The 23,184-nt window shown below is 72.5% G+C and carries 21 protein-coding genes; 8 read left to right on the forward strand and 13 right to left on the reverse strand.

Going from position 1 to position 23,184, the window contains the following annotated elements; translation table 11 throughout:
• The first annotated feature begins 375 nt into the window (after positions 1–375).
• Complete coding sequence (locus ABT342_RS21675) at positions 376–3,804, forward strand: ATP-binding protein (RefSeq protein ID WP_351576139.1); 3,429 nt, start codon at positions 376–378, stop codon at positions 3,802–3,804.
• On the opposite strand, the gene ABT342_RS21680 is transcribed toward ABT342_RS21675, so the two are convergent.
• From ABT342_RS21680 to panB, 4 genes are all read right to left on the reverse strand, one after another.
• Positions 3,752–4,579, reverse strand: coding sequence for an ABC transporter permease (locus tag ABT342_RS21680; RefSeq protein ID WP_351576142.1), 828 nt, complete (start codon positions 4,577–4,579; stop codon positions 3,752–3,754). The genes ABT342_RS21675 and ABT342_RS21680 overlap by 53 nt on opposite strands.
• Positions 4,576–5,589, reverse strand: a complete 1,014-nt coding sequence (locus ABT342_RS21685; RefSeq protein ID WP_351576145.1) for an ATP-binding cassette domain-containing protein — start codon at positions 5,587–5,589, stop codon at positions 4,576–4,578. Before ABT342_RS21685 ends, ABT342_RS21680 begins: the two co-directional genes overlap by 4 nt.
• A 98-nt stretch (positions 5,590–5,687) precedes the next feature.
• Positions 5,688–6,053, reverse strand: coding sequence for a cupin domain-containing protein (locus ABT342_RS21690; protein WP_351576148.1), 366 nt, complete (start codon positions 6,051–6,053; stop codon positions 5,688–5,690).
• A 122-nt stretch (positions 6,054–6,175) separates the two neighbouring features.
• Complete coding sequence (gene panB / locus ABT342_RS21695) at positions 6,176–7,042, reverse strand: 3-methyl-2-oxobutanoate hydroxymethyltransferase (protein WP_351576151.1); 867 nt, start codon at positions 7,040–7,042, stop codon at positions 6,176–6,178.
• Between the two features lie 186 nt (positions 7,043–7,228).
• On the opposite strand from panB, the gene ABT342_RS21700 reads away from it, so the two are divergent.
• The 3 genes from ABT342_RS21700 to ABT342_RS21710 all read left to right on the forward strand — a co-directional run bounded on the left by ABT342_RS21700 (position 7,229) and on the right by ABT342_RS21710 (position 11,384).
• Positions 7,229–8,845 (forward strand): MFS transporter, encoded by a 1,617-nt coding sequence (locus tag ABT342_RS21700; RefSeq protein ID WP_351576154.1) that lies wholly within the window; start codon positions 7,229–7,231, stop codon positions 8,843–8,845.
• Between the two features lie 698 nt (positions 8,846–9,543).
• Positions 9,544–10,176, forward strand: coding sequence for a TetR/AcrR family transcriptional regulator (locus tag ABT342_RS21705; RefSeq protein ID WP_502965586.1), 633 nt, complete (start codon positions 9,544–9,546; stop codon positions 10,174–10,176).
• A 185-nt stretch (positions 10,177–10,361) separates the two neighbouring features.
• Complete coding sequence (locus tag ABT342_RS21710) at positions 10,362–11,384, forward strand: endonuclease/exonuclease/phosphatase family protein (protein ID WP_351576157.1); 1,023 nt, start codon at positions 10,362–10,364, stop codon at positions 11,382–11,384.
• A gap of 87 nt (positions 11,385–11,471) precedes the next feature.
• Here ABT342_RS21710 and ABT342_RS21715 read toward each other — a convergent pair whose 3' ends face one another.
• From ABT342_RS21715 to ABT342_RS21725, 3 genes are all read right to left on the reverse strand, one after another.
• Positions 11,472–13,232, reverse strand: coding sequence for an NAD+ synthase (locus ABT342_RS21715; protein ID WP_351576160.1), 1,761 nt, complete (start codon positions 13,230–13,232; stop codon positions 11,472–11,474).
• Between the two features lie 382 nt (positions 13,233–13,614).
• On the reverse strand, positions 13,615–15,204 hold the full coding sequence (locus ABT342_RS21720; RefSeq protein ID WP_351576163.1) for a multicopper oxidase family protein: 1,590 nt from the start codon (positions 15,202–15,204) through the stop codon (positions 13,615–13,617).
• A 162-nt stretch (positions 15,205–15,366) separates the two neighbouring features.
• A complete protein-coding gene (locus tag ABT342_RS21725; RefSeq protein WP_351576166.1) occupies positions 15,367–16,050 on the reverse strand; it encodes a hypothetical protein in 684 nt (227 codons plus the stop codon).
• A gap of 71 nt (positions 16,051–16,121) precedes the next feature.
• Here ABT342_RS21725 and ABT342_RS21730 point away from each other — a divergent pair, with 71 nt between their 5' ends.
• Together ABT342_RS21730 and ABT342_RS21735 are read left to right on the forward strand one after the other, a co-directional pair.
• Positions 16,122–16,826: a DUF998 domain-containing protein gene (locus ABT342_RS21730; RefSeq protein ID WP_351576169.1), complete on the forward strand. Its 705-nt coding sequence runs from the start codon at positions 16,122–16,124 to the stop codon at positions 16,824–16,826.
• Positions 16,823–17,677: an alpha/beta fold hydrolase gene (locus tag ABT342_RS21735; protein ID WP_351576172.1), complete on the forward strand. Its 855-nt coding sequence runs from the start codon at positions 16,823–16,825 to the stop codon at positions 17,675–17,677. The genes ABT342_RS21730 and ABT342_RS21735 overlap by 4 nt, the downstream gene beginning before the upstream one ends.
• Before the next feature lie 4 nt (positions 17,678–17,681).
• Here ABT342_RS21735 and ABT342_RS21740 read toward each other — a convergent pair whose 3' ends face one another.
• Complete coding sequence (locus ABT342_RS21740; protein ID WP_351576175.1) at positions 17,682–18,104, reverse strand: CBS domain-containing protein; 423 nt, start codon at positions 18,102–18,104, stop codon at positions 17,682–17,684.
• Positions 18,105–18,218: 114 nt separating this feature from the next.
• On the opposite strand from ABT342_RS21740, the gene ABT342_RS21745 reads away from it, so the two are divergent.
• Positions 18,219–18,668: a DUF5990 family protein gene (locus ABT342_RS21745; protein WP_351576178.1), complete on the forward strand. Its 450-nt coding sequence runs from the start codon at positions 18,219–18,221 to the stop codon at positions 18,666–18,668.
• A 70-nt stretch (positions 18,669–18,738) separates the two neighbouring features.
• On the opposite strand, the gene ABT342_RS21750 is transcribed toward ABT342_RS21745, so the two are convergent.
• From ABT342_RS21750 to ABT342_RS21760, 3 genes are all read right to left on the reverse strand, one after another.
• Complete coding sequence (locus ABT342_RS21750) at positions 18,739–19,422, reverse strand: DUF305 domain-containing protein (protein ID WP_351576224.1); 684 nt, start codon at positions 19,420–19,422, stop codon at positions 18,739–18,741.
• A 17-nt stretch (positions 19,423–19,439) separates the two neighbouring features.
• On the reverse strand, positions 19,440–20,081 hold the full coding sequence (locus ABT342_RS21755; protein ID WP_351576181.1) for a thioredoxin-like domain-containing protein: 642 nt from the start codon (positions 20,079–20,081) through the stop codon (positions 19,440–19,442).
• Positions 20,082–20,200: 119 nt separating this feature from the next.
• The gene (locus tag ABT342_RS21760; RefSeq protein ID WP_351576184.1) at positions 20,201–20,611 is read right to left on the reverse strand and encodes a hypothetical protein; all 411 of its coding nucleotides are present in this window, start codon (positions 20,609–20,611) and stop codon (positions 20,201–20,203) included.
• Positions 20,612–20,753: 142 nt separating this feature from the next.
• Here ABT342_RS21760 and glnA2 point away from each other — a divergent pair, with 142 nt between their 5' ends.
• Positions 20,754–22,115 (forward strand): gamma-glutamylpolyamine synthetase GlnA2, encoded by a 1,362-nt coding sequence (glnA2, locus tag ABT342_RS21765; protein ID WP_351576187.1) that lies wholly within the window; start codon positions 20,754–20,756, stop codon positions 22,113–22,115.
• Positions 22,116–22,158: 43 nt separating this feature from the next.
• Here glnA2 and ABT342_RS21770 read toward each other — a convergent pair whose 3' ends face one another.
• Both ABT342_RS21770 and ABT342_RS21775 read right to left on the reverse strand, forming a co-directional pair.
• The gene (locus ABT342_RS21770) at positions 22,159–22,593 is read right to left on the reverse strand and encodes a VOC family protein (protein ID WP_351576190.1); all 435 of its coding nucleotides are present in this window, start codon (positions 22,591–22,593) and stop codon (positions 22,159–22,161) included.
• 25 nt (positions 22,594–22,618) lie between these two features.
• Entirely contained in the window at positions 22,619–23,140 is a 522-nt protein-coding gene (locus tag ABT342_RS21775; RefSeq protein WP_351576193.1) for a pyridoxamine 5'-phosphate oxidase family protein, read from the reverse strand.
• Positions 23,141–23,184: the final 44 nt, after the last annotated feature.

Here is a 23,184-nt window from a genome sequence, read left to right on the forward strand (position 1 = left end):
ACCCGGCCGGGCCGTGTCTTCGAAGTCCCGTCCGCCGGGCGACGCCTGGCACGCGCTGCACCATAGCCCTCGGGGCACGGGTGGGGCCCCAGGCGAAGCCGGGCGGTCGTGTCTTCGACGTCCCGTCTGCCCGGAGGGCCGCGGGGAGAGGGGTGCCCCGGCGATGCCAGGGGGGAGCGCCCCCGCCGCGTTGTCGTCGATCGCCGATGCGCCGCGCAGTGGTTGCCTCCTCTGCCTTGCGATCCCCCCGCAGTCCTGCGGGCACGGGGTACCTCCAGCACCGGCCCCGCCGGGCCCGCCCGTCCGGACGGATGACGCCACGTTGAAGACGCTCCCTCGCGCGGTGGGCGGAACGGGGCCGGGGACAATGGCCGGGTGCGTGTTTCCGTGCTCGGTACGACCCAAGTCCTCCACGACGACGGCAGCCCCGCCGCGCTCGGCGGGGCGCGGCTGCGTGCGCTGGTGGCCGTGCTGGCGCTGCGGGCGGGGCGTACGGTCCCGGTCGGCGTCCTCGTCGACGAGGTCTGGGGCGCGCAGCCGCCCGCCGACGCGGTCGGGGCGCTGCAGGCCCTGGTCGGGCGGGTGCGGCGGGCGCTCGGACCCTCCGCGGTGGCCGCGGCGGACGGCGGATACCGGCTGGGCGCCGAGCCCGACGAGGTGGACCTGCACCGGTTCGCACGGCTGGCCGGGGAGGGCGCACGGGCGCTGGCGCAGGGCGACGCGGTCGAGGCCGCCGGGCTGCTGGACGAGGCGCTCGCGCTGTGGCGGGGACCGGTGCTGGCCGATCTGCCGGACCGTACGGGCGAGGCGGCCCGCTGGGAGAGCCGTCGGCTGGAGGCCCGCCGCAACCGGCTGGCCGCGGCGCTGGCGCTCGGCGGCGCGGCGGAGGCCCTGCCCGAACTCGCCGCCCTCTGCGACGCCCATCCGATCGACGAGCCGCTCCACGTCCTGCACATCCGCGCCCTGCGCGGGGCGGGCCGTACGGCGGAGGCGCTCGCGGCCTTCGAGGCCGTACGCCGCGAGCTGGCCGACCGCCTGGGCGCCGACCCGGGCCCCGAACTGCGCGCGCTCCACGCGGAGCTGCTCAATCCCGCGCCCGCCCCCGCCCCGGCGCCCGCCCCCGCCCCGGCGCCCGCCCCCGCGCCGGGCAATCTGCGGGCCCGGCTCACCAGCTTCGTCGGGCGGGAGGCGGACATCGAGGCCATCCGGCTCGACCTCGGGCGCGCCCGCCTCGTGACCCTGCTCGGCCCCGGCGGCGCGGGCAAGACACGGCTGGCGCAGGAGGCGGCCGAGCAGGCGGCGGAGGCGTACGCGGACGGGGTCTGGCTGGTGGAGCTCGCGCCCGTCGGCGACCCGGAAGGCGTGCCCGAGGCCGTCGTCACCGCGCTCGGGGCGCGCGAGACCGTGCTGCGCGGCGCCGGGGCCGGGGAGTTGCGGGCCGCGGCCGAGTGGCACGGCGACGACCCGCTCGTACGCCTCACCGAGCACTGCGCCCGCCGCCGCATGCTCATCGTCCTCGACAACTGCGAGCACGTCGTGGCCGCCGCGGCCGCCCTGTGCGAGGGGCTCCTCGCGCACTGCCCGGGTCTCACGGTCCTCGCCACCAGCCGCGAACCCCTGGGCGCCGCGGGCGAGGTGGTACGCCCGGTGCACGCCCTGCCCGACCCCATGGCGCTCCGGCTCCTCGCCGACCGCGGCACGGCCGTGAACCCCGCCTTCCGGATCGAGGACGACCCCGACGCGGCGGCGGAGATCTGCCGCCGCCTCGACGGACTCCCCCTCGCCGTCGAACTCGCCGCGGCCCGGCTGCGCCTGCTCACCCCCCGTGAGCTCGCCGACCGCCTCGACGACCGCTTCCGCCTCCTGACGAGCGGCAGCCGCACCGTACTGCCGCGCCAGCAGACCCTCCGGGCGGTCGTCGACTGGTCCTGGGACCTCCTGGACGCCGCCGAACGGACCGTCCTTCGCCGGCTCGCGGTCTTCGCCCGCGGCTGCGACCTCACGGCCGCGGAATCCGTCTGCGCCACCGGCTCCGGCTGGGCGGCGGACGGGGTCGATGCCCTGGACGTCCTCACCGTGCTCGGGTCGCTGGTGGACAAATCGCTCGTCGTCGCCGCGCCCTCCGCGGACGGCGGCATGCGCTACCGGCTGCTGGAGACCGTCTCCGAGTACGCGGCGGAGCGCCTCGACGAGGCCGGTGACCGTGCCGACGCCGAGCGCGGCCATCTGCGCCACTACCGCGAACTCGCCCGCCGGACCGACCCGTTGCTGCGCGGCCACCAGCAGGTCGCGGCCGTCGCCCTGCTGGAGCTGGAGTCCGAGAACCTGCGCACCGCCCTGCGCCGCTCCGTCGCCGCCCGGGACGAGCACGAGGCACTGTGCCTGGTGCTCTCCCTCGCCTGGTACTGGCAGATGCGGGATCTGCGCGGCGATTCCCGGCACTGGGCGCAGGCCGTGGCCGCGCTGGGCCCCGATCCGTTCGCCCCGCCGGTCGTCCCGGTCCCGCCGCTGCACGCGCGCGTCCTCGCCGCCCCGCCGCCGTTCGAGCCCGAGCCGCTCCAGGAGGCGCGGCGCGGAGTGCGGCTGATCGGGATGGTCAGCATGGAGCACGGGATGGAGGACTGGGTGAGCCCGGAGCGGATGGAGTGGCTGCGCGGGGTCACCGAGGTCTACCGCCCGGGGCTGCCGCAGACCTGCCGTTTCCCCGGCGCGCTCTGGTTCTTCGCCGTCCTGCTGACCGGAACGAGCGACGGGGCGCGGGACATTCTCGACGCGACCGTGCGGGGCTGCGAGGAGTCCGGCGAGGAGTGGGAACTCGCCTCCGCGCTCCAGATGCGCGCCAACATCCTCGCCAACCGCAGTGAATGGGCCGGCGACGCGGGCGCCGACGCCGACCGCAGTCTGGAGATCTTCGACCGGCTCGGCGATCTGTGGGGCGCGGCCGAGGCACTGTCCGCGCGCGGCGAGTCCCGTGAGAAGCGCGGTGAATTCCAGCTCGCCGCCGAGGACTTCACCGCCGCGATCGACCGTGCCGAACGGCTGGGCGCCCAGAGCCAGGTCCCCGTGCTGCGGGCCCGGCTGGCCGCGGTCCTCGGCGAACTGGGCCGCGGCGCCGAGGCGGAGGCGATCCTCCGGGACATCCTCGCGGGTGCCGGTGAGGGCACCAATCACTCCGTCGTGCCCATGGCCCGGCTGTTCCTCGCCGTCCAGCTGGGCCGCAGCGGACGTACCGCCGGGGCACGCGAACAACTCGACCTGCTGGCGGCCCGGTTCCAGTCGAAGACCCTCGCCATCTTCGAGGGAATCCGGCTGGGCTGCCTCGCCTGGGTGGACTGCCTGGACGGCCGCTACGCAGAGGCACTGCGCCATGCCCACCTGGCGCTGGAGGCCGCGCGGGCCCCGCTGTCGCTGATGGTCGCCCCCCAGATGCCCGCCGTCCAGCTGGTGACCGCCGCCGAGGCGCTGGCCGGGCTCGGCCCGGAGCCGGCCCGTGACGGGGCCCGGCTGCTCGGCGCGTACGAGCATGTGCTGCCCGCCGGTCACATCGTGTCGGCCTCCGTCGAACGCGCGGGCCGTGCCCGCGCCGAGCGGGCCGTCCGCACCGCCCTCGGCGACGCCGAGTTCGAGACCAGGTTCACCGAGGGCGGCGACCTGACCCTGGAGGAGGCCGCCGCCCTCGTACGGGCGCGCCTCCAGCAGCTCGTGCCCAGTAGTCCGGGCCCCAGCCGTTCGGGCCCCGGCACGTCGGGCCTCAGGACTTCGTACGGAACTTCCGTATCGCCACCGGAGCCATCACCACGGTGATCGCCACCGACCAGATCAGCGTCACCCACACGTCGTGGGCGACCGGTCCGCCGTTCATCAGGCCGCGCGCGGAGTCGGCGAGCGCCGACAGCGGGTTGCAGTCCGTGAAGGTCTGCAGCCAGCCCGGCATGGAGCTGGTCGGTGCGAAGATCGACGAACCGAACTGCAGCGGCATCAGGACGAGCATGCCCATGCCCTGAATCGCCTGGGCGTTCTTCATGGTCACGCCCATGGTGAGGAAGATCCACATGACCGAGGCGCCGAAGACCAGCGACAGGCCGACCGCCGCGAACAGCCCGGGGACGTTCGCCACGGACAGGCCGAGCAGGAAACCGACCGACAGCAGGACCGCGGTGGCGACCAGCATCCGGCCGATCTCGACGACGATCTTGGCGATGAGCACCGAGGACCTGGCGATCGGCAGGGACCTGAAGCGGTCCATGACACCCGTCCGGAAGTCCTGGTTGAAGCCGGTGCCGACGCCCATCGCGATGTTCATCCCCATCATCGACATCAGGCCGGGCACCACGTAGTTGACGTACACCTCCTGGTTGCCCTTGCCGGCGATCGCGCCGCCGAAGACGTAGACGAAGAGCAGGGTGAGGATGATCGGCATCAGCACGACGTCGAACATCGACTCCGGATCCTGCCGGATCCACATCACATTGCGGCGGACCAGCGCGCCGATGTGCCGGAGATTGCCGCGCAGGCCGATCCGGCCCTCGCCGGAGGGAGCGGTGTCGAGGGGAGCAGTGCTGACGGTGGCGGTGCTCACGCGGCGACCTCCTGGGGAATCGTGCTGTCGGGAATCGTGTCGGCGGGGGTGGACGCCGGCTGCCGGCCGGTGATGGCCAGGAACACCTCGTCCAGGCTGGGCAGATCGGTGCCGATGTCGGCGATGGCGAAGCCCCGGGCTCCCAGCAGGCCGACCACGGCGGTCAGTTGCTCGTCGCTGAGGATCGGGACGTACAGCACGCCCTCGTCCGGCACGGCCTTCGCGCCCGCGACCCCGTCCAGTCCCGCCTCGCGCAGCGCCGCCGCCATGGCGGGCAGCCGCGCCGCGTCCGTCGGCCGTATCCGCAGGGTCCGGCCGCCCACCTTCGCCTTGAGCTCGTCGACCCGGCCCTCGGCGATGACCCGGCCGCGGTCGATGACCGTCAGCTCGTGCGCCAACTGCTCGGCCTCTTCCATGTACTGCGTGGTGAGCAGGACGGTGACGCCTTCGGCGACCATCCGCTGGACCTCGTCCCACACCTCGTTACGCGTGCGGGGGTCGAGGCCGGTCGTCGGCTCGTCCAGATAGAGCACGGCGGGGTGCCCGATCATCGAAGCGGCGAGGTCGAGACGGCGCCGCATACCGCCGGAGTAGGTGGCGGCCGGGCGCCGCGCGGCCTCGGTGAGCGAGAACCGCTCCAGCAGCTCGTCGGCCCGGCGCCGGGCGTCCTTGCGGGACAGGTCGAGCAGCCGGCCGATCATGTACAGGTTCTCCCAGCCGGGCAGCTTCTCGTCCACCGACGCGTACTGGCCGGTGAGGCCGATGGTGCGGCGCAGCTGCCGGGGCTGCCTGACCACGTCGAACCCGGCGACGGTGGCGCGTCCGGCGTCCGGGACGATCAGGGTGGACAGACAGCGCACGAGCGTGGTCTTGCCCGCGCCGTTGGGCCCGAGGACTCCGAGGACCGTCCCCTCACGGACGTCGAGATCCACGCCGTCCAGTGCTTTCGTCTCGCCGTAATGCTTCACGAGGCCTCGTACCTCGACGGCGTTCTTGTCGTTTCGCGTCATGCCGTAGACGTTCGCAGCCGTCACCGACAATCCGCCGACAGACGGCCGACAGGCTGTGGACAACTGACGTACGTGCAGGTGGGAGGGGGGTCCGCCGGCTACGCGGGCTTCGCGTACTCCCCGAAGCCGACCCAGTCGAGCACCACGCAGGGCTCGTCGCCCAGGACCCACGCGTCGTGGCCGGGCGTGACGGCCATGAAGTCACCGGGCCCGAGTTCGGAGGACTCGCCGTCGTCCATGACGACCTTCATCCGGCCGCTGACGACGTACCCGACGTGATCGCACCGGCAACTGTCCGTTCCGGCTATGGGCTTGACGTGCTTGGTCCACTGCCAGCCCGGCTCGAAGACGGCCCGGCCGACGGAGCCGCGCTCGGTGGTGATGAGGTCGAGTCTGCCCTTGCCGTCCTCGAACGGACGGGTCTCGTCGGCCGAGTCGAAGTTCCTGGACACAATTCCGGCCATGGTGATCCGCCTCCCGGCGGAGAGCGAGGAGCCCCGAGTCCACTGTCCAGGCTAGCCGGGGTGTACGGCGACAGCCCGCCGACGGGGGAGGATCGGCGGGCTGTCGTTGGTGCCGGCAGTGGCTAGTGGAAGGTGTGCTCCTCGGCGGGGAACGCCCCGCCGACGACCTCCTCGGCGAACTCGCGAGCCGCGTCGCCCAGGGTCTGGCGCAGGTTCGCGTACTGCTTGGTGAAGCGCGGCACCTTCCCGTCCGTCAGGCCCGCCATGTCGGTCCACACCAGGACCTGCGCGTCCGTGTCGGGGCCCGCGCCGATGCCGATGGTCGGGATCTGCAGGGAGCGGGTGACCTCGGCGGCCAGCTCGGCCGGGACGAGTTCGAGTACGACGGCGAAGGCGCCCGCGTCCTGGGCCGCCTTGGCGTCCCGCAGCAGCCGGTGCGCGTCCTCGTCTGCGCGGCCCTGCACCCGGTAGCCCATCGTGTTGACGGACTGCGGGGTCAGGCCGAGGTGGGACATGACCGGGATGCCGGACTGGACCAGCAGCTCGGTCTGGGGCAGCGAACGCTCCCCGCCCTCCAGCTTCACGGCGCCGACGCCGGCGTCCTTGACCAGCCGGGTCGCCGAGCGCAGCGCCTGGACCGGGCCTTCCTGGTACGAGCCGAAGGGGAGGTCGCCGACGACGAGGGCGCGCCTGGTGCCCCGTACGACGGCGGCGGAGAGCATGGTCATCTCGTCCATCGTGACGGGCACGGTGGTGTCGTAACCGAGATGGCAGTTGCCCATCGAATCGCCGACGAGCATGACCGGGATCCCGGCCTCGTCGAACACGGACGCGGTCATCGCGTCGTACGCGGTGAGCATGGGCCACTTCTCACCGCGCTCCTTGGCGGCGGCGATGTCGTGGACGGTGATGCGGCGAGTGCCCTTGCCGCCGTACAGCGCCTTGGTGCTGCTGTCGGCGGGCTGCTTGCGGGCAGCCTGAAGCGTCATGGTGAACGGCTCCTTCGTCATCTCGAGGCGCCCTTACGGCGTCCCCGGACCAGGTCCATGGTGGCATCCCCGCGCCCGTCGCGTGAAGTGATGCCGTACACACCGGCGCACGCCCTGCACGGTCCTCCGCGGCCCTGTATTTCTATACGAGACGGTGTCGTATCGAAATGGGAGTACGCTGAGGGCATGTCACTGTCGAACAGCGCCCCGACGGCCGCACCCCGCGTGCCGGAGGCCGTCCACCGCCGCCGCTGGGCCATCCTCGGCGTCCTCATGTTCAGCGTGCTCATCGTCGTGCTGGACAACTCGATCCTGAACGTCGCCGTCAAGACCATCGCCAGCCCCGCGCCCACCGGCATCGGCGCCACGCAGGGCGAGCTGGAGTGGGCGATCAACTCCTACACGCTCGTCTTCGCCGGACTGCTCTTCACCGCGGGTCTCCTCGGGGACCGCAGGGGGCGCAAGAAGGTGCTGCTCTTCGGCATAGCCCTGTTCGGTGTCGGCTCGGCGCTCGCCGCGTTCTCCGGGTCGCCCGCCGAACTCATCGCGTACCGCGCGGTGATGGGCTTCGGCGCGGCGTTCGTGATGCCCGCCACACTCGCCGTGCTGATGAACGTGTTCGAACGGGACGAGCAGCCGAAGGCCATCGGCATCTGGGCCGGCGCCGTCGGCCTCGGCATCGCCATCGGCCCGATCACCGGCGGACTGCTGCTGGAGCACTTCTGGTGGGGCTCGATCTTCCTCATCAACGTCCCCATCGTGGTCATCGCACTCGTCGCGATGACCCTGCTGGTCCCCGACTCGCGCGACCCGGATCCGGGCCGCCTCGACCCGCTGGGCGTCGTGCTCTCCATCGTCGGGCTCGTCCTGCTGGTGTACGGCATCATCCGCGGCGGCGAACTCGCCGACTTCACCGGACCCGGCGTGCTGCTGCCGCTCCTCGGCGGCCTGGCCGTGCTGGTCGTCTTCGTCCTGCACGAGAAGCGCAGCGCCCATCCGGCCATCGACGTCTCGTACTTCAAGGCACCGGCGTTCTCCGCCGCGGTCGCCGCGATCGCACTCGTCTTCTTCGCGCTGATGGGTGTGACCTTCTTCTCCGCGTTCTATCTGCAGAGCGTGCGCGGCTACAGCGCGCTGCAGTGCGGGCTGCTGATCCTGCCGCTCGCGATCGCGCAGATGGCGTTCGCGCCGCGCGCCCGGCTGGTGGTCGACCGGTTCGGCGCGAAGGCCGTCTGTACGGTCGGAATGCTGCTGGTCGCGGCGGGGCTCGCGGCGTTCGCCCTGTTCGACGCCTCGACGCCGGTGTGGGTGCTGGAGGTCGTCTTCTTCCTCCAGGGCGCCGGAATGGCCCACATCATGCCGCCCGTGACGGTCGCGGTGATGCAGGCGCTGCCCCGGGAGAAGGCGGGCTCGGGATCCGCGATCAACAACACGTTCCGGCAGGTGGGCGGCGCGCTCGGAGTCGCCGTCCTCGGCTCGCTGCTGTCGGCGACGTACCGGGGCGAGATCGAGGGGACCCTCGAAAGGACGGCCGCGCTCCCGGCCGGGGCCAGGGACGCCGCCGGCGAGTCGATCGAGGCGACGCTCGGCGTCGCGGAGAAGCTCGGCCCGGCGGGCAAGTCCCTGATCGGACCGGCGTACGACGCGTTCCTCGGCGCCATGCACGTCACGGCGCTGGGCTCGGCGGCCGTCGCCGTCATCGGCGCGGTGGTCGTCGCGATCTATCTGCCGGGGCGCGCCCGCCCCGCCGCCGGAGGCAGCGCGCAGCCGGAGCGACTCCCCGCGGGCGCCGGCCGGGGGTGAGCGGCTGCCCGTCGCCGGAGTGACGTCGGTGAGGTGCCCGAGAAATGAGGGGAGTGCGGGAGAGGAGAGAATCGGCACCGTGACGAAGCGCGACGGAAGCGGAGGCGGCTGTGCGAAATGAGAACGAGGCCCCGCGGGCCTCCGCGGCCCGCACGGATGCCCCGAACGTCGCGGGCGGTGCGGACGCCGAGGCTGCCCTGGGCGGCGGGCGTGCTTCCGGCGGCGCGGGCGCCGGGACCGCCTCGGGCGTCGAGGGCGCCCGGATCGCCTCGGGCGCAGTGGGATGCGCGGACGCCGCCGCTGGGCCAGCCCCGGGCGGCGGGAGCGCCCTGGGCGGCGCGAGTGTCCGGACCGCCGCGGACACCGGGACCGGCCCGGGTGCCCCGAGTGCCGGGGCCGTCTCAGGGGTCGAGGGTGCCCGGATCGCCTCGGGTGGTGCGGACGCGGGGGCTGCCGCGGCGGCCCCGGATGCCGGGACCGCCGCGGGCGGCGGGATCGCCCCGGGCGTCGAGGGTGCCCGGATCACCTCGGGCGGTGCGGACGCGGGGGCTGCCACGGCGGCCGTGGGCGCCGGGACCGCCTCGGACGCCGGGACCGCCCCGGGCGCAGGGTTCGCCTCGGACGGTGCGGACGCCGTGGGACGCGGGGGTGCCGACGCCGGAACGGCCCCGGGCGGCGGCGGCGCTGCGGCGGAGGGCGTGGGGTACGGGGACGCCCCGATCGCCCCGGATGAGGGCGGGGGCAGGAAGGCGCCTCGTGGGCGGCCGCGGAGTGAGGCCGCCGAGCGGGCGATCCTCGATGCAGTCGTGGCGCTCCTGGAGGACGGTGTGCCGCTCGGGGAGGTGTCCATCGAGCGCATCGCCCGCACGGCGGGCGTCGGCAAGGCCACCATCTACCGCCGCTGGTGCGACAAGGAGGCCCTGTTCGTCGACCTTCTGCGTGACATCGAGCCCCCGGAGCCCGTCCTGCCCGGCACCTCCGCCCGCGAGGACCTCGTGGTCATGCTGGAATCGCTGCGCGACCGCGGCGTGGCCCAGCGCACCTCGGCCCTCCTCTACCACGTCTTCGCGCAGATGAAGAGCTATCCCAAGCTCTGGGCGGCGTACCACGCCACCGTGATCGAGCCCCGGCGACTGATCGTGCGGGAGGTGCTGCGGCGCGGCGTCGCCGACGGGGAGATCCGCGACGACCTCGACCTGGAGCTGGTCAACGACCTCTTCATCGGGCCCATGCTCCTGCGGTCCGTGATGCGGCCGGACGCCCCGCTCGACGACGATCTCGCGCAACGCATCGTCTCGGCGGTGCTGGACGGGGTACGCCCCGGAAGCTGACGCGCCCGAATATGCGCGTTCTGTCACAGCCGCCACGTGGGTGGCCACGAGCGGAACCCTCCGTACCCACCCGGTCGTCCTCGGGACAGTACGGCGAACACACCCCTGCTCATCGCCTAGGGTCAGGGCGGGGCATCGTCGTGCACAGCAAGAGAGCATGACAGCAAGGCAGTGAGGACAACGGAATGCGGCAGGCGTACATGACGGAGACGGGGAACGACGGCGTGGAGGACCCCCGCCCCGAGTCCCGAGTCCGGGCCCTGCTCGAGCGCTGGCGCGGGGACCGGGGGATCTGGCGGCGCGGCATCGTCCTCGCCCTGTGCGCCGTGGCCGTCGCCCTGCTGATGATCTTCCACGCGCAGATCCCGAACCGGGTCGGCAACCTCGGCAGTCTCGCCGAGACGTTCCTGCCCTGGCTGGGCGCCCTGATCCCGGTGCTCCTGGTGTTCGCGCTGCTCCGGCGCTCCGCGACCGCCCTGATCGCACTGCTCGTGCCGACCGTGGTCTGGCTGAACCTCTTCGGCGGGCTCGTCACCGGCAAATCGGGCGACGGCGGCGGACTCACCGTCGCCACGCACAATGTGAACGCCGACAATCCCGACCCGGAGGGCACCGCGAGCCAGGTGGCGGCGTCCGGCGCGGACGTCATCGCGCTGGAGGAGCTGAAGGCGGACGCGGTCCCGGCGTACGAGCAGGCGCTGGAGTCGACGTACCCCCACCACTCGGTGCAGGGGACCGTCGGACTCTGGAGCAAGTACCCGCTGAGGAACGTCCACCCGGTCGACATCCGGCTGGGCTGGACCCGCGCGATGCGCGCCACGGTGGCGGCGCCGGATGGCGACATCGCCGTCTACGTCGCGCATCTGCCGTCCGTACGGGTCAAGATGAACGCCGGCTTCACCGCCAACCAGCGCGACCACAGCGCGGACGCGCTGGGCGAGGCCATAGCCCGCGACCACGTGGGCAGGGTGGTCCTGCTCGGCGACCTCAACGGCACGATGAACGACCGCTCCCTCAACGCGGTCACCTCGCAGATGCGCTCCACGCAGGGCGCGGCGGGCGACGGCTTCGGGTTCAGCTGGCCCGCGTCGTTCCCGATGGCCAGGATCGACCAGATCATGGTGAAGGGCGTCGAGCCGGTCTCGTCCTGGACCCTGCCGAGGACGGACAGCGACCATCTCCCGATCGCGGCGCGCCTGGCGTTCTGACCTGTCCGTCTCTCGTCGCAGACAACGGGGGCTTCCCGCGCCGACACGCGCGGGAAGCCCCCGTCTCCGTCAGTTCCCCCGGTGCCCTCAGCGGGCCGTCGTCTCCCGCCAGCGGTTGGTGATCGGCAGGCGGCGGTCCTTGCCGAAGCCCTTCCCCGAGATCTTGGTGCCCGGCGGGTACTGGCGCCGCTTGTACTCGGCCGTGTCGACCATGCGGAGGGTCTTCGCGACCAGCTCCTCGTCGAAACCGGCCGCCACGATCGCGTCCTTGCCCTGGTCGCGGTCGACGTAGAGCTCCAGGATCCGGTCGAGGACGTCGTAGTCCGGGAGGGAGTCCGTGTCGACCTGGCCGGGGCGCAGTTCCGCGCTCGGCGGCTTGGTGAGGGAGCTCTCCGGGATGGGCGGGGTCTGGCCACGCTCCTCGGCCGCCCGGTTGCGCCAGCGCGCGAGCCGGAAGATCGAGGTCTTGTAGACGTCCTTGATCGGGCCGTACGCGCCGACCGAGTCGCCGTACAGCGTCGAATAGCCCACGGCCAGCTCGGACTTGTTGCCCGGCGCGAGCACGATGTGGCCCTCCTGGTTGGAGATGGCCATCAGCATCGTGCCGCGCAGCCGCGACTGGAGGTTCTCCTCGGCGAGGCCGCTCAGACCCAGCGCACCCATGTACGCGTCGAACATCGGCTCGATCGGCACGGTACGGAAGTTCAGCCCGGTGCGGCGGGCCAGCTCGGCCGCGTCGCCCTTGGAGTGGTCGGACGAGTACTTCGAGGGCATCGAGACGCCGTACACGTGCCGCGCGCCCAGCGCGTCGCACGCGATCGCGGCGACGAGCGCGGAGTCGATACCGCCGGAGAGCCCGATCAGCGCGGACCGGAAGCCGTTCTTGGCGGCGTACGCGCGCAGGCCGACGACCAGCGCGGAGTACACCTCCTCCTCGTCGTCGAGCCGCTCGGCGTACCCGCCGGTCAGCTCGGGCTCGTACGCCGGGAGCGGCTCCTCGGAGATGACGACACGCTCGATGGCCAGGCCGTCGTCGACGATGCCGGTGGGGGGCTCGGCGGACGCGGCCGGGAGGTCCAGGTCCAGGATGACGCTGCCCTCGGCGAACTGCGGGGCGCGCGCGATGACCTCGCCGTCCTTGTCGACGACGATCGAGTCGCCGTCGAAGACGAGCTCGTCCTGGCCGCCGATCATCGCGAGGTAGGCGGTGGTGCAGCCGACCTCCTGCGCGCGCTTGCGGACCAGCTCCAGGCGGGTGTCGTCCTTGTCCTGCTCGTAGGGCGAGGCGTTGATCGAGATCAGCAGCCCGGCGTCGGCGGAACGGGCGGCCGGGACGCGGCCGCCGTCCTGCCAGAGGTCCTCGCAGATGGCGAGCGCCACGTCGACGCCGTGCACGCGGATCACGGGCAGGGTGTCGCCCTGGACGAAGTAGCGGAACTCGTCGAAGACGCCGTAGTTGGGCAGGTGGTGCTTGGCGAAGCGCAGCACGACCTCGCCGCGGTGCAGTACGGCGGCGGCGTTCTCCGGGGACCCGGCGGGGCGGCCGAACCGGGGCACGGCCTTGTCGGACCGGTCGAGGTAGCCGACGATCACGGGGATCTCCCCGAAGCCCTCATCGGCGAGCCGCGCGGCGAGCGCCCGCAAGGCGGCCCGCGACGCCTCGACGAAGGAGGACCGCAGGGCGAGGTCCTCGACGGGATAGCCGGTCAGCACCATCTCGGGGAACGCGATGAGGTGCGCTCCCTGCCCGGCGGCGTGCCGGGTCCAGTGCACGATCGACTCGGTGTTGCCGGTCAGGTCGCCGACGGTCGAGTCGATCTGATTCAGGGCGAGGCGAAGTTGAGGCACGCGTCCAGTGTAATCGTCAGACCGACGCGATGTCCCGGTCCCGGCCGTGCACCGCCCCGGGGCTCCGCCCCCCCGGACCCCTGCTCCTCAATCGCCGGAGGGGCTTCTTCGGGGCCCGTCCGGGGGTCCCCCACGCCCGCCTGGGGGATCCCCCATGCCCGCAGGGCATAGGGGGGTACGGGGGTTCGAGGACACGACCGAGGCCGTACGGGGGCCTGGGGGGCTTGCCCCGGTCCTTTCAGCCCCGCTGGGGGTCCCCCCCATGCCCGCAGGGCATAGGGGGAGTTTGAGGTGCGGGGGTTCGGGGGCAGAGCCCCCGATTCGGGAAGGGGCGGGTAGGGGAAAGCCCAGCGCAGCGCCCCCCAGGCCCCGTCCCCACCCGCTACCCGCGGTAGCCCAGCACCGTCATCATGCCCGCCTCAGCGTGGTACACGTTGTGGCAGTGGATCATCCACAGGCCCGGATTGTCCGCGTCGAAGTCCACCGTCAGCGTGCCGTTCGGCAGGATCACCGCCGTGTCCTTCCGGGCCCCGCCCAGGCTGTTCGCCAGGGCGAAGGTGTGGCCGTGGAGGTGGAGCGGGTGCCACATCGTCGTCGAGTTGGTGAAGACCAGACGCACCCGCTCGCCGGAGCGGACCTCATGGGGCGGGGGCCCGGGGGCGTACGGCTTGCCGTCGAAGGCCCAGTCGTACGTCCGCATGCCCCCGGTCAGCTTGATCCGGATCGTGCGGTCGGGCTTTCCGGGCGCCAGGGCGACGGACTCCGCGGCCTTCAGCCGGTCGGCCGTCAGCAGCCGGCCGGACAGCTCCTCGGGCCGGACGGAGGCCGCGGGCGCCGCGCCGGTGGCGGTGCGCAGCAGGGCCAGCGCGGCGGCCCGCTTCCCCTCCGCGACGGCGGTGAGCGGGAAGACGCCGTCGCCCGCGGTGACCAGCACGTCGTACCGCTCGCCCATGCCCAGCAGCAGCGCGTCGGTGCGGGCGTGCTCGACGGGGAAGCCGTCGGTGTGGGTCACCGTCAGCTCATGGCCGCCCAGCGCCACCCGGAACGCCGTGTCGCCTCCCGCGTTGATGATCCGCAGCCGGATGCGGTCGCCCGGCCTCGCCGCGAAGGACGAAGGCGCCTGGGGTGTGCGGCCGTTGATCAGGTAGTGCGGGTACGCCACGTCGCCGGCGTCGCCGCCCAGCAGGTCGCTCTTCGCGTCCATCATCATCCGCGAGGGGCCGTCGGCCGCCGGTGCGCCGGGGGAGGGTTTCGCCAGCGAGTGGCCCTCGTGGCCGCCGCCGCCCATGCCTCCGCGCAGCTCCGTCAGCACCGCGTCCGGAGTCGAGCCGTCCACCCCGTCGACCCAGTCGTCCAGGACGACGACCCACTCCTTGTCGTAGGCCAGGGGCTCCTTCGGGTCCTCCACGATCAGGGGCGCGTACAGCCCGCGGTCCTGCTGCACGCCCGAGTGCGGATGGAACCAGTACGTGCCGGGGTGCGGGACCGCGAAGCGATACGTGAAGTCCGCGCCCGGCCTGATCTCGCGCTGGGTCAGGCCGGGCACGCCGTCCATGTCGTTGCGCAGGGCGAGCCCATGCCAGTGCAGCGACGTGGCCTCGGGGAGGTGGTTGGCGAGGGTCAGGGCCAGGGTGTCGCCCGCGGTGACCCGGACCTCCTGGCCGGGCAGCCGGTCCCCGTACGCCCAGGACCTGACGGTCTGTCCGCCGCCCAGGTCGAGGGAGCCGGCGGTCGCGGTGAGCTTCACGGTCCGGACGGGGCCGCCGCCGCGGGCCTTCTCGGCCGCCGCGACCTCCTTGCCGTCGGGGGAGACGAAGCCCTGGGGAGCTGCGGTGGGGGCATCGGTGGCCCGGCCGGGACCGTGGCCGCCGTGCTCCGTGGCGCCCGAGCAGGAGGACAGGAACGCCGTCCCGGCCGCGGCGATTCCGGCGCCGAGCACGGCCCGGCGTGGGGTGGCGGGGTGGATGCGCATGACTGAGTGCACCTCGTGGTGATGTCGGTGTTGCGTACGGACGTAAGGGCTTACTGACGTACTCGCGTGCGGATGGGTGCGTCCGCTGCTTCTGGTACACCGCTCAGCGCCCGGAGGTTCCCCCCGGGGCCAGGCCCACCGAAGCAGTCGGCGGCCGTGTTCCTAGATCCGCAGCACCGACAACCGAGCGAGGACGAGCCCTCCGGGCGGGGGCGGAGCGGCCCACGGCGCGAGCACCGGCCGCAGCCCGCGCGGGCGCGCGTGCGCGCCGTGCGAACGGAGCCTCAGCCGATACGCGGCGAGGCCTCCGAGCAGTGCCGCGAGGCCCCACGGCCCGAGCACGGCGAGACACACGGCACCGGGGTCCAGCCCACGCTCGCCGCCGCCCCCGTGTCCGCCGGCCGGGCCGTCCCCCATGGGGCGGGGCGCCGCACCGGTTGGGACGTGCTCGTGTCCGACGGCCAGGGCATCCTCTGTGGGGCGGGGTGCCGCCTCGGCCGGGCCGTCGCTTCCGGCGATCACGGCATCCCTCGCGAGGCCGGCCGCCCGGACCGGGCCGCCGTGCCCGCCGGCCAGGTCATCCCCCGCGGCACCCGCCGCCGCCCCGGCCGCGGAGCCGTTCAGCGACCCCGTCACGTGCCCCGGCGTGCGGGGCGTCGCGGGGCCCTCGTGTCCGGCGACGCCGACCGCGCCCTGTGGTGGCAGGTGGTGTGCCGCGGCGTACCCGTCGCCGCGTCCGCTTCCGTGTGCCGACGGATGTCCCACCGTGTGCATCAGGGCCAGCCCGGACAGCAGGGCCACGAGCAGCAACAGCCGCGCCCACTGCGAGATCCGGTCGCTCCCCATGGGGAGGCAGCATACCCCCGCCCCGTATCGCTCGGTGTGCGGGCCGCCCGCGCTCCACCGACCATGGGCCCATGACGACGACCGCCGCGCGGCCCGTCGCCGCCCTGCTCGCTCTCGGGGCGGTCGCGTACAGCGCCTGGGTACTCGAAGTCGTCCTGGTGACCGGCCTCGACCCGGTCCGGACGTACGTCAGTGAACTCTCCGCCGCCGACCAGCCCTTCGGCGGGCTGTTCCGGGGCACCGATCTCGCCGCCGGGCTGCTCGTCCTGGCGGGCGCGCTCCTGGGCCTGGTCACCACGGCGCGGCGGCCCTGGGCGCTCATCGGCTGGGGCGGCCTCGCGTTCTTCGGGGCCGCCACCGCCGCCGACTCCCTGCTGCCGCTCAGCTGCGCGCCCACCGCCGACCCGCAGTGCGCGGCGCGCGAGTCCGGGGGGCTCGTCCCGGCGACCCACACCGCGCACGCCGTCAGCTCCACCCTCGCCATGACGGGCGCCCTCGTCGGTCTCGTCGCGCTCACCGTCGCCGCCCGCCGCTACCGCTGGTGGCCGCCGCTGGCCCGCGCCGGACCCGTGCTCGTCGGCCTCGAACTCGCCGCCACCGGCTGGACCCTGGCCGCCGTCGCCGCCTTCGAGGCGGGCGGCGGGAACTGGGCCCTCGGGGCCGGGCAGCGGCTCCAGGTGCTGCTCGTGGCAGGCTGGCTCGCGACACTCGCGTACGCGGTGGCGCGGCAGTCCCCGGAGCGGGAGGGGCGACGCACGAGGAGAGGCACCAGGTGAGCTTCGTACGGGTCGGGGGCGTACCGCACCACGTCGTCGTCGAGGGCAGTGGCCCGGTCTGCGTCCTCAGTGCCGGACTCGCCATGAGCTGGTTCGACTGGGACCCCGTCGTCCCGCTGCTCACCCCGCACCGCACGGTCGTCCGCTTCGACCGGCCCGGACACGGACTGAGCGCCCCCGCCGCCGTACCGCCGTCCGCCGCGGGCGAGGCCCACCGCATCGCCGCGCTCCTCGACGGGCTCGGCCTCACCGGCCCCGCCACCGTCGTCGGACACTCCATCGCCGGATTCCACGCCGAGGCCTTCGCCCGCCTCCATCCGGCCCGTACGTCCGGACTCGTCCTCGTCGACTCCAGCGTCGAGGAACGGGCACGCGTGCCCGCCGCCCCCGCCGTGCGCACGGCCCTCGCCCGCGCACTCGGTACGGCCCTGACCGCCGTGGGAGCGCCCGCGACGCTCGGGCCCCTCACCCGGCGTGCCGTGGTCCGGCTCTCCCGTACGTCCGGCGGCGACCCGGCTCCCGCCGCTCTCGTACGCCGCTGCTACGGCACCGGGCGCGTGCTGCAAGGGGCCCTGCTGGAGAACACCCACTACCGCGCGGTCGCCGCGGAACTCCTCGCCCTGCGGACGCGTTTCCCGCTCCCCGAAGGGGTACCGGTGGCCGTCCTCGTGGCGTACGACGGCCACGAAGGGGGTGTCCGGAGCCGGTTCGAGACGCGCTGGGTGGAGCGGCAGCGCACACTGGCCCGGCAGCTCGGCGACGACACCCGTTTCGAGGCCGTCGAGCCGTCGGGCCATCTGATGATGCTGGACCGTCCGGACGCGGTGGCCCGCGCGGTCCTGACCATGTGAGCGATCAGCGCGTCGGCGCGTACACGTGCTCGGCGAAGGACGCGATCTGATCCTCCGACAGATGCTGGGCCAGATCGGCCTCGCTGATCATTCCGACCAGTCGTTTGTTCTCGATCACGGGCAGCCGGCGGATCTGGTGGTCCTGCATCTCGTGCAGCACCTCGTCCACATCGGCGCCCGCGTCGATCCACCGCGGGGTGCCCTTCGCCATATCGGCCGCGGTGATCTTCGACGGGTCATGGCCCATCGCCACACAGCCCACGACGATGTCGCGGTCCGTGAGAATGCCGCAGAGACGCTCGTCCGCATCGGCGATGGGGAGAGCGCCCACGTTCAGCTCGCGCATCAGCTGCGCGGCGCGGTCCAGGGTCTCGTGCGAGGGGAGCCAGTGGGCCCCGGGGTGCATGATGTCTTTGGCTGTGGTCATGGGTGCGAACCTCCTGAAACCTCCTGAGCGAACCTCCTGAGCGAACCTCCCGAGCACGGGCCGGCCTCGCGACCGCACCGGTGGAAGGAGCAAGCCGATGGAAGGAGCCTGCCGATGGCCCGGCTGACCTTGCGCATCACAGGGCGGGATCTGCCCGGCCGTGACTGCGGGGACTACTCCGACGTCCACGTCGGTACGCAGCGGGGGAGGGAACCCGACCAGCTGGTGCCGGCCGATGCCGAGGAAGCCGTATTCGACGTTACCGCCGAGACTGTCGAGGCGCCCGACGGGACGACCGACTTCCGCGGCCCGTACGTCCAGGGCCGGCGCGGTGCCCGTTTCATCTATCTGACCTGGGGTGAACTGCCGCCGGGCGGTACGTTCACGATGTTCCGGCGCGCGAAGCTGTTCTTCGCCGACATCCCCGAAGAGCTGCTGGCGGCGGGCTCCGCCGAGGCCGTACTGGGGCTCACCGACGGCTGCGGCCTGCCCCTGTGCGCGGCGCTCCGCCCGCCCCGGGTGGTGTGGCGGCCCGGGGCGGACGAAAGCCTGGAGCGGACCTAGGTCATGTCGTCACAGTCCCGTCCGCCCGCGGGGCAGACGGGACTGTGACGACACTCCCTGGAGACTGTTCCTAGCTCCGGGGCTTGGCGCCGCGCTTCTTCAGCAGGTCCGCCATCAGTTCCAGCTCGGAGTTCTGGCCGTCGACCATGTCCTGCGCGAGGGTCTTCTCCGCCTCCACCGTGCAGAGGTCGACGCAGCCCTGCGCCATCGCGACCCCGCCGATGTGGTGGTCGGTCATCAGCTGGAGGTAGAGGATCTCCGCCTGCTTGCCGTCGGCCTTCGCCAGCTGGGCCAGCTCGGTCTTGGTGGCCATGCCGGGCATCAGCGAGCCGTCGCGCACCTGGTGGCCGCCGTGGCCGCCGCCGTGCCCGCCGTGGCCTCCGGACTCACCGTTGTTCATCCAGGCCATGGGCTCGGTGCCGGACCGCACCTTCGGCAGCCCCCACAGATCCAGCCAGCCCAGCATCATGCCCCGCTGGTTCGCCTGGGTGTTGGCGATGTCGTAGGCGAGGCTGCGTATCCCCTCGTCCTGCGTGCGGTCCCGCACGATGAAGGACATCTCCACCGCCTGCTGATGGTGGACGGACATGTCCCTGGCGAAGCCCGCCTCCGCGGAGTCAGGGCCGGGGGCCGCCGCCGTCGTCGTCGGCGCCTCACCCCGTGCGGACGCCACGGTGGCCGCCCCCGCGAACAGGAGCGCCAGCACGACGGCCGTGACCGCGGCCCAGTGCGTCCGGGTGATCGTCAGGGTCAGTGGTCGGGCCGGCCGGCTCACGCGCCCATCCCGCCCGTGCACACGGCGCCCTTCTCAGGCGTCTGCGGGCCCTGCACGTACTTCGTGAAGAACTGGTCCACGCGCGGGTCGTCCGCCCCGTCCACCGTGACCTGCTTGCCCCACGCGCTGAGCATGATCGCCCCGGCCTGGTCCTTGACCGGGCTCATCAGGGTGTACGACGTCTTGCCGACCTTGTCCTTCAGCTTCTTCACGTCGGCGGCCGGGGCCTTGTCGTTGTACGTCACCCACACCGCGCCGTGCTCCAGCGAGTGGACGGCGTGCATGTCGGGGATCGCCTTGTCGTAGACGTCGCCGTCGCAGTTCATCCACGCCTCGTGGTGGTCACCGCCGACCGGCGGCTTCATCGGGTACGAGGCCGGGGGGACGTGCTTACGGCCGAGCTTCTTCGCGTCCCAGGTCTTCTCGCCCGTGACGGGGCTCTTGGCGGCGACCTCCGCCTGCTCCTTCTTCTCCGACTCCCTGTTCAGCACGAACGCACCGAAGCCGACGAGGCCCGCCACCACGACGGTGCTGATGGAGATGGTGATGATCCGGTTGCGACGCTCGCGGGCCAGCTCGGCGCGTCGCATCTGCTCTATCCGGGCCCTGCGGTCGTTGGTCTTTGCCTTGGAAGCCATTTTTCTTCGTCCTTCTTCGGTGTTCTGTGGAGGGTGTCGCACAGCGGATACGCGGATACGCGGATGCGCGGATGCGCGGCTACGGAGATGCGCGGGCAGGGGCGCGAGGGCCGGTCCCGCTATGTCCGCAGCACCTGAAGGACGTGAAGATCCGGGGCGCGGGGGAGCGCACCGGTGCGGCGCACCTGACCGGGGGACGGCTCCGGAGCGAGCCAGGACACCGGCCCGACGCCGTCCACGGGCGTGTCCGGGGGCGGGGCGGTGAGCACGGCCGGGGTGAGGTGCGGGAACAGCCCGCAGTCGTCCCGGTCGTACGGGCAGCTGTACTGGGAGTGCCGGTACGCCGACGGCGCGGCCGTGAGCGCCGGGGTCCCCGGACGGGCCTCGGCATGGTCCGTGGGCGCGTCCGCCCGGCCGGCACCCAGACAGACGAAGAGCGCGGCGAGGAGCGTCGCCGTGGCGGTCACGAGCGCCACGGGACGCGCGATTCGCGCGGTGCGCGCGGTGCGGATGTGCCGCAAGCCCCCCATGGGCGCAGATGGTAGTGGCGAGGGCGTGCCACATGTCATACGGGGTGCGTAATCTGGGCGAAACCCCGGGTCGTGATACTGAAGCTCCTCCCTACGCCCTGGCGGTGGTGCACAGGCCGTCTGAACTGCAAGGATGTGGCTTATGGACAAGCAGCAGGAATTCGTGCTCCGCACGCTCGAGGAGCGCGACATCCGGTTCGTGCGCCTGTGGTTCACCGACGTGCTCGGCTTCCTCAAGTCGGTCGCCGTGGCCCCCGCCGAGCTCGAGCAGGCCTTCGACGAGGGCATCGGCTTCGACGGATCGGCGATCGAGGGCTTCGCGCGGGTCTACGAGTCCGACATGATCGCCAAGCCGGATCCGGGCACCTTCCAGATCCTGCCCTGGCGCGCGGAGGCCCCCGGCACGGCCCGGATGTTCTGCGACATCCTCATGCCCGACGGCTCCCCGTCCTTCGCCGACCCGCGCTTCGTCCTCAAGAGGATGCTCGCCAGGACCTCGGACCTGGGCTTCACCTTCTACACCCACCCCGAGATCGAGTTCTTCCTGCTCAAGGACAAGCCGGTCGACGGCACCCGCCCGACCCCCGCGGACAGCTCCGGCTACTTCGACCACACCCCGCAGAACGTCGGGATGGACTTCCGCCGCCAGGCGATCACGATGCTCGAGTCCATGGGCATCTCGGTCGAGTTCAGCCACCACGAGGGCGCGCCCGGCCAGCAGGAGATCGACCTGCGCTACGCGGACGCGCTGTCGACCGCGGACAACATCATGACGTTCCGCCTGGTCATGAAGCAGGTCGCGCTGGAGCAGGGGGTTCAGGCGACCTTCATGCCGAAGCCGTTCTCCGAGTACCCCGGCTCCGGGATGCACACCCACCTCTCCCTCTTCGAGGGAGACCGCAACGCGTTCTACGAGTCGGGCGCCGAGTACCAGCTGTCCAAGGTGGGACGTTCCTTCATCGCCGGTCTGCTCAAGCACGCCGCCGAGATCTCGGCCGTCACCAACCAGTGGGTCAACTCGTACAAGCGCATCTGGGGCGGCTCGGCCCGCACCGCCGGCTCCGGCGGCGAGGCCCCCTCGTACATCTGCTGGGGCCACAACAACCGCTCGGCCCTGATCCGCGTCCCCATGTACAAGCCCGGCAAGACCGGCTCCTCGCGCGTCGAGGTCCGCTCGATCGACTCCGGCGCGAATCCCTACCTGACGTACGCGGTGCTGCTCGCCGCGGGCCTCAAGGGCATCGAGGAGGGCTACGAGCTCCCCGCCGGCGCCGACGACGACGTGTGGGCGCTGTCGGACGCCGAGCGGCGCGCCATGGGCATCGAGCCGCTGCCGCAGAACCTGGGCGAGGCGATCACCCTGATGGAGCGCAGCGAACTCGTCGCGGAGACGCTCGGGGAGCACGTCTTCGACTTCTTCCTGAGGAACAAGAAGCAGGAGTGGGAGGAGTACCGCTCGGAGGTCACGGCCTTCGAGCTGCGCAAGAACCTGCCGGTGCTGTAGCCGGCAGGGCCCGCCGTCTGCGTGCGTCAGCGTTCGGTGTGCGTCAGCGTTCGGCGAGCGGAGAAGGCGCTTCCTGGACCACCCAGCCGTTGCCGTCGGGGTCCTTGAAGAAGAGGAACGCGTTCCACGTGTCCTCGCCCTTGCCTTCCTGCCAGCCGGACGCTCCGACGTTCATGACCGGGCTGACCTCCACGCCGCGGCCGGTGAGCTCGGCCCTGGCGGCCTCGATGTCGGTCACGCAGAGCTGGAGGCCCTGGAGGGAGCCGGGTGCCATGCGGGACTGCCCGGGAGTGTCCGGCAGGCCGCTCTCGAACACGATGGAGCAGCGGGAGCCCGGCGGGGTGATCTGGACGAAGCGGATCCCCTCGACGGGGGACGAGTCGAGGTCGACCTTGAAGCCGCACCGGTCCGCGTAGAAGGCCTTGGCCCGGTCCACGTCGGTGACCGGGACGGGGATCACTTCGAGCGTCCATTCCATGGTGCCGTCTCCCTCAGTTCGTGAATCAGCTCGTGAACCGCCAGCGGGTCTGGCTGAACGTCTCGCCCCTGCCGAAGCCGAAGGCGGTGCGCGGGGCGACCTCGAACACCAGGGCGCGGCCGTTGTGCTGCTCGGAGTGGAAGGCCCCGTCCCGTACGCCGAAGTGCCATTCCGGACCGTACTGCGCCTCCCAGGCCTCGGCCAGCCGGGTGAGCCGCCGCTCGTCCGTGACGTGCACGGCCTCGCCCTCGATCACCACGTCGAGGCCCTTGTCGTAGGCATTGGTGCCGGTCGTCAGGACCACCCGCGGGTTGGCGGCGAGGTTGCGGGCCTTGCACTCCTCCTCGCCCGTGCAGAAGTACAGCGCCCCGTCCACCCAGGGGGCGATCAGCGGCGTGACATGGGGGCGTCCGTCGGGGCGCACGGTCGACAGCCAGAAGATCTCGGCCTCCTCCAGGACGGCCACGGCCCGGGGCCATGGGGTCGCGGTGGCGTCGGCCGAGCTGTAGCGCGGGTCCAGCTCGGTCCGTGGCAGCTGCTCCGGCATGGCGGTCCTCGTCTCTCGTGCCGATCCCGACCATCGTCCCCACG

This window comes from Streptomyces sp. NPDC000410 (genome assembly GCF_040300305.1).
Taxonomy (GTDB): domain Bacteria; phylum Actinomycetota; class Actinomycetes; order Streptomycetales; family Streptomycetaceae; genus Streptomyces.

Coding starts and splice junctions, on each gene's coding strand:
- ABT342_RS21685 (WP_351576145.1), bottom strand. CDS start 5,589: ATGACGCGAAACGACAAGAACGCCGTCGAGGTACGAGGCCTCGTGAAG.
- ABT342_RS21690 (WP_351576148.1), bottom strand. CDS start 6,053: ATGGCCGGAATTGTGTCCAGGAACTTCGACTCGGCCGACGAGACCCGT.
- panB (WP_351576151.1), bottom strand. CDS start 7,042: ATGACGCTTCAGGCTGCCCGCAAGCAGCCCGCCGACAGCAGCACCAAG.
- ABT342_RS21700 (WP_351576154.1), top strand. CDS start 7,229: ATGTCACTGTCGAACAGCGCCCCGACGGCCGCACCCCGCGTGCCGGAG.
- ABT342_RS21710 (WP_351576157.1), top strand. CDS start 10,362: ATGCGGCAGGCGTACATGACGGAGACGGGGAACGACGGCGTGGAGGAC.
- ABT342_RS21720 (WP_351576163.1), bottom strand. CDS start 15,204: ATGCGCATCCACCCCGCCACCCCACGCCGGGCCGTGCTCGGCGCCGGA.
- ABT342_RS21725 (WP_351576166.1), bottom strand. CDS start 16,050: ATGGGGAGCGACCGGATCTCGCAGTGGGCGCGGCTGTTGCTGCTCGTG.
- ABT342_RS21730 (WP_351576169.1), top strand. CDS start 16,122: ATGACGACGACCGCCGCGCGGCCCGTCGCCGCCCTGCTCGCTCTCGGG.
- ABT342_RS21740 (WP_351576175.1), bottom strand. CDS start 18,104: ATGACCACAGCCAAAGACATCATGCACCCCGGGGCCCACTGGCTCCCC.
- ABT342_RS21745 (WP_351576178.1), top strand. CDS start 18,219: ATGGCCCGGCTGACCTTGCGCATCACAGGGCGGGATCTGCCCGGCCGT.
- ABT342_RS21755 (WP_351576181.1), bottom strand. CDS start 20,081: ATGGCTTCCAAGGCAAAGACCAACGACCGCAGGGCCCGGATAGAGCAG.
- ABT342_RS21760 (WP_351576184.1), bottom strand. CDS start 20,611: ATGGGGGGCTTGCGGCACATCCGCACCGCGCGCACCGCGCGAATCGCG.
- glnA2 (WP_351576187.1), top strand. CDS start 20,754: ATGGACAAGCAGCAGGAATTCGTGCTCCGCACGCTCGAGGAGCGCGAC.
- ABT342_RS21770 (WP_351576190.1), bottom strand. CDS start 22,593: ATGGAATGGACGCTCGAAGTGATCCCCGTCCCGGTCACCGACGTGGAC.
- ABT342_RS21775 (WP_351576193.1), bottom strand. CDS start 23,140: ATGCCGGAGCAGCTGCCACGGACCGAGCTGGACCCGCGCTACAGCTCG.